Origin of the sequence: Stenotrophomonas sp. CASM106, from assembly GCF_049384825.1 — a bacterium.
Classification (GTDB): Bacteria; Pseudomonadota; Gammaproteobacteria; order Xanthomonadales; family Xanthomonadaceae; genus Stenotrophomonas; species Stenotrophomonas muris.
This window is the reverse complement of the sequence record NZ_JBMRFS010000005.1, coordinates 383,411-394,092: the sequence shown is the minus strand read 5'-3', so window position 1 is coordinate 394,092 and position 10,682 is coordinate 383,411. Positions and strand designations below refer to the sequence as shown.

General features: G+C 67.8%; 10 protein-coding genes. 3 read left to right on the top strand and 7 right to left on the bottom strand.

All coding sequences use genetic code 11. The features are described 5' to 3' along the window. Positions 1–689 precede the first annotated feature (689 nt). A complete protein-coding gene (locus VG556_RS14945; protein ID WP_100450815.1) occupies positions 690–1,877 on the top strand; it encodes a benzoate/H(+) symporter BenE family transporter in 1,188 nt (395 codons plus the stop codon). A 23-nt stretch (positions 1,878–1,900) separates the two neighbouring features. On the opposite strand, the gene VG556_RS14940 is transcribed toward VG556_RS14945, so the two are convergent. The 6 genes from VG556_RS14940 to egtB all read right to left on the bottom strand — a co-directional run bounded on the left by VG556_RS14940 (position 1,901) and on the right by egtB (position 7,850). Continuing rightward, positions 1,901–2,446, bottom strand: coding sequence for a DUF2628 domain-containing protein (locus VG556_RS14940; protein ID WP_100450816.1), 546 nt, complete (start codon positions 2,444–2,446; stop codon positions 1,901–1,903). A gap of 71 nt (positions 2,447–2,517) precedes the next feature. Then, positions 2,518–3,300, bottom strand: a complete 783-nt coding sequence (locus VG556_RS14935) for a GYF domain-containing protein (protein WP_100450817.1) — start codon at positions 3,298–3,300, stop codon at positions 2,518–2,520. A gap of 26 nt (positions 3,301–3,326) precedes the next feature. Continuing rightward, positions 3,327–4,217, bottom strand: a complete 891-nt coding sequence (locus VG556_RS14930; protein ID WP_100450818.1) for a D-hexose-6-phosphate mutarotase — start codon at positions 4,215–4,217, stop codon at positions 3,327–3,329. A gap of 61 nt (positions 4,218–4,278) precedes the next feature. Further along, on the bottom strand, positions 4,279–5,526 hold the full coding sequence (locus VG556_RS14925) for a lytic murein transglycosylase (protein ID WP_100450819.1): 1,248 nt from the start codon (positions 5,524–5,526) through the stop codon (positions 4,279–4,281). 81 nt (positions 5,527–5,607) lie between these two features. Further along, entirely contained in the window at positions 5,608–6,582 is a 975-nt protein-coding gene (egtD, locus tag VG556_RS14920) for an L-histidine N(alpha)-methyltransferase (RefSeq protein WP_100450820.1), read from the bottom strand. Continuing rightward, entirely contained in the window at positions 6,579–7,850 is a 1,272-nt protein-coding gene (gene egtB / locus VG556_RS14915) for an ergothioneine biosynthesis protein EgtB (protein WP_100450821.1), read from the bottom strand. The genes egtD and egtB overlap by 4 nt, the downstream gene beginning before the upstream one ends. A gap of 151 nt (positions 7,851–8,001) precedes the next feature. On the opposite strand from egtB, the gene VG556_RS14910 reads away from it, so the two are divergent. Beyond that, entirely contained in the window at positions 8,002–9,282 is a 1,281-nt protein-coding gene (locus VG556_RS14910) for a GGDEF domain-containing protein (RefSeq protein WP_100450822.1), read from the top strand. 3 nt (positions 9,283–9,285) lie between these two features. Here VG556_RS14910 and VG556_RS14905 read toward each other — a convergent pair whose 3' ends face one another. Next, positions 9,286–9,678, bottom strand: coding sequence for a YchJ family protein (locus tag VG556_RS14905; protein ID WP_041863982.1), 393 nt, complete (start codon positions 9,676–9,678; stop codon positions 9,286–9,288). 102 nt (positions 9,679–9,780) lie between these two features. On the opposite strand from VG556_RS14905, the gene VG556_RS14900 reads away from it, so the two are divergent. Beyond that, entirely contained in the window at positions 9,781–10,560 is a 780-nt protein-coding gene (locus VG556_RS14900; protein WP_032960169.1) for a sulfite exporter TauE/SafE family protein, read from the top strand. Positions 10,561–10,682: the final 122 nt, after the last annotated feature.

Genomic DNA, 10,682 nt, shown 5'->3' with positions numbered 1-10,682 from the left:
TAGGCCTACCGCCAGCGTTCACTCTGAGCCAGGATCAAACTCTTCACTTAAAACTACATGATCCGAAGATCAAAATTTAAAGCTGCAGATGATTGATTCTGGCAACGTATCGCTTGCTTTAAAACAAATAATAGTTGCTTGATCAAACGTCTGCAAGATGGACAATCATCCTTCCTGCAGGCGCCTTCACAAGATACCTGCGCATACTTTCAAAGATCCGGGGAAGTGGCCTCAGCGCCGTTCCCGTGTGCTGCGAAGTTTCCTTCGTAGCGAGCCGCCCATTATAGCCGGCTTTTCCGCTTCGTCAACACCTTTTTTCAAGGCCGTCTCACCGGAGTGGACGTTGTTGCCGATGCTGCTTCGTCGTTGGACCCGAGGGCCTTTCGTCGTCGCGAGCCGCCTATTATGCCGGACTTTTCGAGTCCGTCAACACCTTCGTTCGATCAACTCGTACGTCGGTGGTGGCGTCGCTGTTCGCGTGTCGTTTCCGGGGAAGCGATGCGCTGCAGCAAGGGAGCGAATTCTAGAGATCCTGCGGATTTCGTCAAGGCTTTTTTGCAGCGTGATGACAGAAGCACCGCGCCATCACGCATGACGTACGCTCGAAGATCACTGCGGCGTTGCCCGCGCGTTGCGCGGTCAACGCCGCAACCCTTATCAATGCAGGGATGCACAGTGGAGACAGGACAATGAGCATGCAGGTGCGGCGCGCGTGGTGGCGCGATCTTTCGATGCCGGCAATCGTCGCTGGCTTCATTACGGTACTGGTGGGCTTCGCCAGCTCGGCCGTGATCGTGTTCCAGGCGGCACAGGCCATCGGTGCCGACCAGGCGCAGATCGCCTCCTGGATGTGGGCGCTGGGGCTGGGCATGGGCGTGACCTGCATTGGCCTGTCGCTGCGCTATCGGGTGCCGGTGGTGACAGCGTGGTCGACCCCGGGTGCAGCGATGCTGGTGGTGGGTGCCGGCGGTGCTTCGCTCTCCGAGGCCACGGGCGCATTCCTGCTGGCCGCCGTGCTGGGCCTGCTTGCGGGTTTCTCGGGGGTCTTCGCGCGACTGATGCAACGGGTACCGATGGCGCTGGCCGCCGGCATGCTGGCCGGTGTGCTGCTGCGCTTCGGGCTGGATGTGTTCGTCGCCATGAACACCCAGCTGGTGCTCGCGCTGGCAATGTTCGCCACCTGGCTGGCCGGGCGCCGGCTGTTCCCGCGCTATGCGGTGATCGCCACGTTGCTGGTCGGCATCGCCGTCGCCGCGAGCCGTGGCCTGCTGCACGCCCAGCAGGTGCATCTGCAACTGGCGATCCCGCAGTGGGTGACGCCCTCGCTGTCGTGGACGGCCGTGGCCGGCATTGCCCTGCCCCTGTTCGTGGTCACCATGGCCTCGCAGAACATTCCCGGTGTGGCGGTGATGCGCGCGTCCGGCTATGACGCCCCGGTGTCGCCGTTGATCGGCTGGATCGGTGTAGTCAATACGCTGCTGGCGCCGTTCGGTGCGTATGCACTGAACCTGGCGGCGATCACCGCCGCCATCTGCATGGGCCGCGATGCGCACGAGGATCCGGCGCGCCGCTACACCGCAGCGATGGCGGCCGGCGCCTTCTACATTGTCATCGGGCTGTTCGGCGCCACGGTGGCCGCACTGTTCGCGGCCTTCCCCAGGGAGCTGGTGGCCTGCGTGGCCGGTATCGCGCTGTTCGGCACCATCGGCAACAGCCTGGCCAGCGCCCTGGCGGTGGAGCGTGACCGCGAGGCTGCACTCGTCACCTTCCTGGTCACCGCCTCGGGGGTCTCCCTGGCCGGGATCGGTTCGGCGTTCTGGGGACTGCTGGCCGGTGCACTGTGCCTGCTGGTGTTGCGGGCACGGACAGCGGCCTGAGCAACCCTATCAGGCCGGCATGATCAGGCCGCCATGCGGGCGACGGTATTGATCACCGCGTTGGCCGCCATGCCGATCACCACCGCCCACACGCAGGTGCCGCCACGACGCTGCAGTTCGGCACGGATGCGGTTGTGCTGCCCGGCGTGGGCAGCCTTCACTTTGCCCAGCAGTCGCGTGCAGTAGCGCAGGTACAGGGTATTGGCGGTCACCGCGATGGCGAACCGAGGCACCGCCAGCAACGCCACCGTGAGCAGCGGGTTGGCGCGGGCCGCCAGCAGCGCGATGCCGATCAGGACCAGCTCGAAGAGGATGGCTGCCAGGTACATCTTCCGGTGCAGCAGCCAGTACGTCGGCACCAGGAAGGCGGGCCAGTGCCACGGTCGCGGCGGCTTCGGCACCGGGCTGCCCAGGTGCCAGCGCTGGCGATAGAGCGCCGCGTTGGGGCCGACGAGGAGGTTCAGGTAGTCCGCGTCGGACGGAGGGGGCGCGTCGTCCACCTCTGTGGCGGGCGCAAGATAGGGATTGTCATCCGCCGGGGAAACCGGCGGAGTATCCAGATGATTCATGTTGGCGATTCCTTGCCCAGGATGATCCCGCGGTAGCGGCAGCCACCGCCGGATCTGAAGCCTTCCCGGCCTCAGCCTGCCAGCGCCTGCCCCACCAGCATCACCGCAACGACGGCGATGGCCACCACCGCCGCTGCCAGTGCATTGGTGTCACCCCGTCTGGCCAGCTCGCTGCGCAGGCGCGCCCCGTCATCTCCCACCAACGCGCGCGCGCGGGCGATCTCACGCTGGCAATGCGCCAGGTACCAGCGGTTGGCATACACCGCGGCGGTGATGTTGATGACGAGGGTGATGACCGTCGACACGCCTTCCGGAACGCCCAGCAACGCCTCGGCGATGCTGAAGAACACCAGCACGCCGGCCCAGATCGCCGCCAGCCGGTACATCCTGCGGTACACCATCCAGATCACGCCGATCAGGAACGCCGGCCAGTGCCAGGTGCCGTTGCCGTTGCCGTTGCCGTCGGCAATGCCCTGGTCGAGCCGCCAGCGCTGTCGATAGATCGGGAAGTTGCCGCCGACCACGGCGGCGTACAAGGCGATGTCGCCTTCCAGCTGCGGCGCGGTCGCGGCCACCGGCGAAGCTGCCGGCGCACGATAGGGGTCGGACGGATCAGCGGTCGATGCGCCGCTGGCGCTGACGGCCTGCGCCGGTTCAATCGACGGCGGGGTCGGATCCATCGGCGCCACCGAAGGATCCAGCTCGGCCAGCGGCCGCCACGATGCCATTCCTTCCCGCCACATCAGCGTACGGGCGGTTACCGTGCCGTCCTGCTGCAGACGGCGCAGCCCGGCCAGGTCCACCGGCCCTTCGCTCTGCTTGCTGTTGGCGTACCACCACTGTGCGTCCTGCATGCCATCCATTCCTGTCGATCCCATGGTTACTCCGAACACCCCGCCACGGCCTGCAGCGGTTCACTGGCCAGTACCTGCACCAGCTGGTGGCGCGCGCCGGGTGCAAGGGCAATCTGCTCCGGCCCGGCATTGGCTACTTCCAGGCACACGTAATCGTGCCAACCGTCGCCGACATCGGCCATCTTCGCCGCCGCCTCCGCGCCCGGATTCCACGCCACCAGGGTCTGGCTGCCTTCGCTGCGGATCTCGATCCGCCGCTGCAGGACGGGATCGCGAAGCACGTAGTGGCCACCGGCACCGGTATAGATGCGGTCGCTGCGCCCCGGATCGCGCGGGTCACGCAGCGACCAGGGCCCCTGCTGCCGGCGCAGCTGCGTGTAATCCTCGTACTTGTCCAGATAGTGCAGGCCATCGAGGCCATCAACCTCGACACGACGGGCATCGCCCACCCGGAAGTAGCTGTGCAGGGCCTGGGTGAAGGTCATCGGGGACGGGCCGGTGTTCTCGGTGGTCAACTGCTGGCGCAACTGGCGACCGATGCGCAGCTGCATCTGCAGGCGCAGGCCACACTCGGCAATCGACAGGGGCGCCAGCTGCAGCTCCAGTTCACCGTCATCGTCCTGGCGGGCCTGCAGCAGCTCCCAGCGCGCGGTGCGTACCAGGCCGTGTGCCGGCACGTCATCACTCTGGCCCTGGCGACCGAACCACGGCCAGCACACTGGAACGCCACCCCGGATCGGCGTGGGCAGCCCGGCCCGTTTCGGCGACAGCCACAGCAGGTCCGGCTGCCCCTCCGGGATGAACGACAGCAGCTGTCCACCGAACACGCTGATGGCCGCGGTGGCGCTGGGCGTGCGTATCTGCCAGGCCTCGAGCCCGTGGTACAGGCCGGTGCTGATGTCCGGGTTCGACTGCATGCTATGACGCTCCTTGAAGACCGCGGCGATGATGTCGCGGCCAGCCTGTGATCGGCAAGGTCTAGCGGGTGGCAGGCGCCCCTGCGGCTGCCTCCTGCTGCAACGCGCGCAGGATGCGCTGGCCGGCGCGCCCATCCGCATTGGCCCAGCCCAGGCGCTGCTGCTCGACCTGGATCGCGCGGCGCGTGGCGGTGCCGATCATGCCGTCCGCGCTGCCGATGTCGTGGCCGCGGGCCAGCAGCAGGGTCTGCAGCTGGCGGCGTTCATCGCGGCCGATGCCAGGATCATCGGTCGGCCAGGCGGTGGCCAGGCCGGTGCCGCCACGCAGCTGGTCGGCCAGCGTGGCGATGGCCAGTGCATAGCTTTCGGCGGCGTTGTAGCTGTAGATCGCATCGTAGTTGCGGAACACCAGCAGCGCCGGGCCCTTGATGCCGGCCGGCAGCAGCAGGGCGGCGCGCGCGTCGGCCGGCAGATTGGGCGGCACCAGCGCGCTGCCATCCAGCGCGGTCACGCCCTGCACGCGCCAATCGGCGAGGGCTCTACGTTGGGTGCGGCCCGCCTGGCTGGCATTGAAACCGGGGGGAACACGGACCTCCATGCCCCACGGTTCGCCACTGCGCCAACCCGCACGCTTGAGGTAGTTGGCGGTGGACGCCAGCGCGTCGGGAATGCTGCCGACCAGATCGCGGCGGCCATCGCCATCACCATCGACCGCGATACGTGTGTAGGTGCTGGGCATGAACTGCGTATGCCCGAAGGCACCGGCCCAGGAACCGGTGAGCCCCTGGGCCTGCAGGTCGCCGCGGTCGATCAGCTTGAGCAGCGCCAGCAGTTCGCCGCGGAAGAAGGCCTGGCGGCGGCCGGCGCAGGACAGCGTGGCCAGCGACTGCAGCAGCGGGCGCTTGCCGAAGACGCGGCCATAGTCGCTCTCCACCCCCCAGACCGCGACGATGGTGGCCGGGTCGACGCCATACTGCGCGGAGACGCGATCGAGCAGATCGCGATGTTGCTGCAGCAGGGTGCGGCCATCATCGACGCGCTGGCGGTCGACCAGCGCGGCCAGGTAATCCCAGATCGGCGTGGTGAATTCCGGCTGTGCGTCCAGCAGTCCGAGCACGCTCGGGTCCGGCGTGAGTCCGGTGGTGATCTCGTTGAAACGGTCGGCGCCGATGCCCTGGGTTGCGGCGGTGGCCTGCAGGCCCGCCAGGCAGCGGCTGAACACCGGATCGTTGCTGGCGGCAGGGGCCGCAGGCAGCGTCGGGGTCGACGCGAGGGCGGCCGCCAGGCCGAGCGTGGTCAGAATGGGCATGGCGTCCTCCGTGTTGCCGTTGCACGGCCATCTTAGGGGCAGCAGTGCGGCTGAACCTGAAGGGGCGCCTGCTGCACCCCCCTAGGCAGCGCGCAGCAGGCGCAGGCCATAGGCGGGACTTTCGGCATCCCAACGCTGTGCGACCTGCAGGCCCGCCTGCTGCAACAGCGCCTCGAAGCTGTCATCGGTGTACTTGTGGCTGTACTCGACGCGGATGGGTTCACCGGCAGCAAAGTGGAAGGTGCGGCCACCGAGGTGGACGTCCTGCGGCCACTGGCTGACCAGGTCGGTTTCGATGCGCAGCCGCGCGGTGCTGTAACGGGCGCGGTGGCGGAATCCATCGAGATCGAAATCGCTTCCGATCTCGCGGTTGAGGCGGGCCAGCAGATTGAGGGTGAATGCCGCAGTGACGCCCTGCGCATCGTTGTAGGCCGCTTCGATCAGCGCCGTGTCCTTGTGCAGGTCGATGCCGATCAGGGCCAGGCCGTCGCGGCCCATCGTCTGGCGCATCGCCCGCAGCAGGGCGACGGCCTCCGCTTCGGCGAAATTGCCCAATGTGGAACCGGGGAAGAACAGCAGCCGTCGCGCGGGTTCGCGTTCGGGCATGGGCACGGCGACGGCGCGGGTGAAGTCCGCGCAGACCGGCAGCATCTCGACCTCGGGCAGCGCCGGCGCCAGGTGGTCGATGCTGGACAGCAGTGCGGCCCGCGAGATCTCGATCGGCGTATAGGCCACCGGATCCTGCAGCGCGGCCAGCAGCAACGCGGTCTTGCGGCCACTGCCGCTGCCCAGCTCGACCACATGCAGGCGCGGGCCGACCACGCGCGCGATATCGGGCAGCACCCGGGCCAGCAGCGCCAGCTCGGTGCGCGTGGGGTAGTACTCGCGGGTCTGGGTGATCTGTTCAAACAGACGCGAGCCGCGGGCATCGTAGAAGTACTTGGAAGGCAGCTGCCGCGATGCGCATGACAGACCGGCCAGCGCATCGGCCAGGATCTGCTGGCGGCTGGGGGTCAGGTCGGTCAGCGCCTGCAGCGCGTCATGCACCGTGCTCATATGAGGTCCCTGGCCAGGCGCAGTCCGGAGAACTGCCAGCGCGCCGGCGGCATGAAGAAATTGCGGTAGCTGGCGCGCACATGGCCACGGGGCGTGGCACAGCTGCCGCCGCGCAGCACCCATTGCCCGCACATGAACTTGCCGTTGTATTCGCCGAGGTTGCCGTCAAAAGAGCGGAAGCCCGGGTAGGCACCATAGGCGCTGGCGGTCCATTCCCAGACATCACCGAACAGCTGCCGCAGCCCACTGCCCCCGGCTGCCTGCGGGTGCAGGTGATCGTCATCGGCGAAATGACCGCGCAGGGGCTGCGACGCGGCGGCCGCTTCCCACTCGAACTCGCTGGGCAGGCGCGCACCGGCCCAGCGGGCGCAGGCATCGGCCTCGTAGTAACTGAGGTGGCAGACCGGCGCGTGCGGGTCCAGCTCGCGCCAACCACCCAGGGTGTACTCGCGCTGCAGGGCATCATCCCAGTACAGGGGGTGCTGCCAGCCTTCGGCTTCTCGCAGCGCCCAGCCTTCGCTGAGCCACCAGCGCGGTTCGCGGTACCCCCCTGCCTCGATGAAGGTGCGGTACTCGGCATTGCTGACGGGACGCTCGGCCAGGGCATGCGCGGGCAGCAGCACGCGGTGCGGCGGCGATTCGTTGTCGTAGGCGAAGGCGGCGTGCCGGGGCCATGCCGCAGCACCGACGGTGACGATGCGTTCGGGCGATTCGATCCAGCCCTGCGTCGCGGCGATGCTGGCAACGGGCCGCAGGTCGTCGCGATACGGTGGCTGCAGTGGATTGCACCAGAACGCATGCTTGATGTCGGTCAACAGCAGTTCCTGGTGCTGTTGTTCGTGCTGCAGACCCAACTGCAGGTGGTGCAGCGCCTGCGCGTCGAGGTCACCGGCTGCCAGCCGTGACTGCACCTGCATGTCGACCTGTTGCCGGTAGTCGCGCACCTGCTGCAGCGAGGGCCGCGACAGCAGCCCGCGCTGCGGCCGCGCATGCGCCGGGCCGATGCTCTTGTAATAGCTGTTGAACAGATAGTCCCAGGCCGGGTCATGCGCGGGCGTGGTGGCGAAACCGGCCAGCACGAAGCGTTCGAAAAACCAGGTGGTATGGGCCAGGTGCCACTTGCTGGGACTGGCGTCGGCCATGCTCTGCAGCATGGCGTCCTCGGCACTGAGCGGCGCGGCCAGCTGCAGGCTGCGCGCCCGCACCTGTGCAAAGCGGCGGGCGAGATCGCGCTGCGGGGCAGCGACGGCGGTGGGTACGCTGTCCATGCCGGAAGCATCGGCGCAGGACGGTGAGCGCAACGTCATGGCACCACATCACCACGTTCACATGACAGCGGGCACGCGCATTCAAGAAGCGCGTGGGGACGCCGCTAACGGCAATGTTGCGGCCGCATCGTCACCGCACTGGACTTACCGCGTGCCCCTGCATCCGCTCCGCCAGCCTGCGCATTACCTGTTCGTGCTGCCCGCCGTGCTGGTCGTCCTGGTGCTGTGGATGGCGCTGGGCACCGAGGATGTCGCCAGCCCGGCGCAGCGCATCCTGCCCTGGCTGCTGGCCTGTCTCGGTGCAGGCCTGGCCCTGCTCTACCACCAGATGCGCACGTTGTGCCTGCTGCTGCTGGTGGCGGTGGTATTCGCCCTGCTGCACTGGGACGTCGGTGGCTACCTGCGCAGCGGCCATGTCGACGCCCTGACCCCGCTGCGCTTCCACGCGATCTCGGCGTGGGTGCCGCTGCTGTTCGCCGGACTGGCACTATGGCCGGAACGCGGCCGCCGACGCCAGGACCTGCTGCTGCGCGGCGTAGTGTGCGGCGCGGCGCTGATGATCTTCCTGCTGCTGGCGGCACAGCAGCCGCAGGGCATGCACGATCTGCTGTCGAACCGTCACTGGGCCTGGATTCCCGCCAACTGGAACGCGTTGGCGCAGTTGCCGGCGCTGCTGTTCCTGCTGGCGACCGCAGCATTGGGCTGGCAGGCCTGGCGGCATCCGCGGCCACTGCACACGGCAATGCTGCTGGCCCTGCTGTGCCTGTGGTGGATGCTGCCGCGGATCTTCCTGCAGCCGGTGCTGCTGCCGGCGCTGAGCAGTGCCGCCCTGCTGCTGATGCTGGGCGCGATGCTGCAGGAATCCTTCCACATGGCCTTCCGCGATGAGCTGACCGGCCTGCCGGGGCGACGGGCGTTCAACGAGACCCTGCAGCGGGCACGCGGTACCTACAGCATCGCGATGGTGGACGTTGACCACTTCAAGTCATTCAACGACACCCATGGTCACGACACCGGCGACGATGTGCTGCGCCTGGTGGCGTCGCGGCTGGCGCGGGTGGGCGACGGTGGCCGTGCGTTCCGCTATGGCGGCGAGGAGTTCGCGGTGGTGTTCCTGGACCGGCCGGCGGCAGCCTGTGTCGATGCCGTGGAAGCATTGCGGCAGAGCATCGAGGACACCCGCATGCAGCTTCGCGACCGCAGCACCCGCAGCCGTGACGACGAAGCCGGCCGCCAGCGGCGGGGACGCGGTGGCAGCGGCCAGGTGGTACAGGTGACGGTGAGCATCGGGCTGGCCGACAGCCGCGTGGATCCGCGGCCGATGGCCGTGGTCAAGGCCGCCGACCAGGCCCTGTATGTGGCCAAGGACGGGGGCCGCAACCAGGTGCGCGCGCACGGCGGCCAGCGCGTTCTGGCAGCGCACAGCGCGTAGTGCTCAGACCGCGTCGAGGTAGTACCAGCGGCCGTCGATGCGTTGGAAGCGGCTGTGCTCGGTCATCCTCACCGCGCTGCCGCCGCCGATGCGGTAGCGCGCGGTGAAGCGGACTTCGGCGCTGTCAGCGCCAGTGACGGTGTGCTCGTGCACGGTCAGGCCCAGCCAATGGGTGCGCTGGCCGGGGGCATCGTCCAGCGACAGCTCGGCCGGACGCGTGTCCGGATGCCAGGACTGGCGCAGGTAGTCAGCCAGGCCACGCACATAGGCGCTGTAGCGCGAACGCATCAGGTGCTCTGCATCAGGCGCGGCTTCACCGGCATGGAAACGGCCACAGCAGGCGGCATAGTCGGCGGGAAGGCCACAGGGGCAGGGATCGGCGGGTTTTCGGCTCATGCCGGCATTGTCGCCGGGTTGCCGGGATTGATCCACGCGGGGCCGCAGTCGCCCGGAGCAGGACAGGCGTATGCTGTCGCGCCCCCTCCTTGATTGATCGCCGTGCTGGAACTGGTTCCCCCTGAGTTGTGGTGGCTGGTGGTGATCGCCTTCATCGCCGGCCTTGTGGATGCCGCTGTCGGTGGCGGTGGCCTGGTGCAGCTGCCCGGCCTGTTCACGGTGCTGCCGCAGCAGACGCCGGCGATGCTGTTCGGTACCAACAAGTTCAGTTCGATGTTCGGTACCGGTGCGGCCGCCTGGCGCTATGCGCGCAACGTGCGCTTCCCGTGGAAGCCGGTACTGTTCGCGGCCGGTACCGCCTTCATCTTCTCCTTCGCCGGGGCCACCGCGGTGAGCCTGCTGCCCAAGGACGCGGTGCGCCCACTGGTGCTGGTGCTGCTGATCGCGATGCTGGCCTACACGTTGTGGAAGAAGGACTTCGGCGCGTTGCACCGGCCGCAGGAGATCGGCCGCCGCGAACTGGCGATCGCGCTGGCGATCGGTGCGGCGATCGGCTTCTACGACGGCTTCTTCGGGCCGGGCACCGGCAGCTTCCTGATCTTCCTGTTCGTGCGCTTCTTCGGCCTGGATTTCCTGCGTGCGTCAGCGGCGTCGAAGGTGGTGAACCTGGCGACCAATGTGGCGGCAATCTCGTTCTTCGTACCGACCGGCAACATCCTGTGGCTGTTCGCGCTGCCGATGGCGGCGGCCAACATCATCGGCTCGGTGGTGGGCACGCGCCTGGCGTTGAAGGGCGGCACGCCGTTCATCCGCAAGTTGTTCGTGGGGCTGGTGGTGGTACTGATCGCGCGGATGGCGTGGGATACCTTCCGCGGTGCGTGAATGCGGTTGCCGGCCAGCGGCCGGCACTACCGGGTCATGAACCCCGCCCATGGGCAATGCCGGCCGCTGGCCGGCATCCCCATCCGATCGGGTCATGAACCCCGCCCATGGGTAGTGCCGGC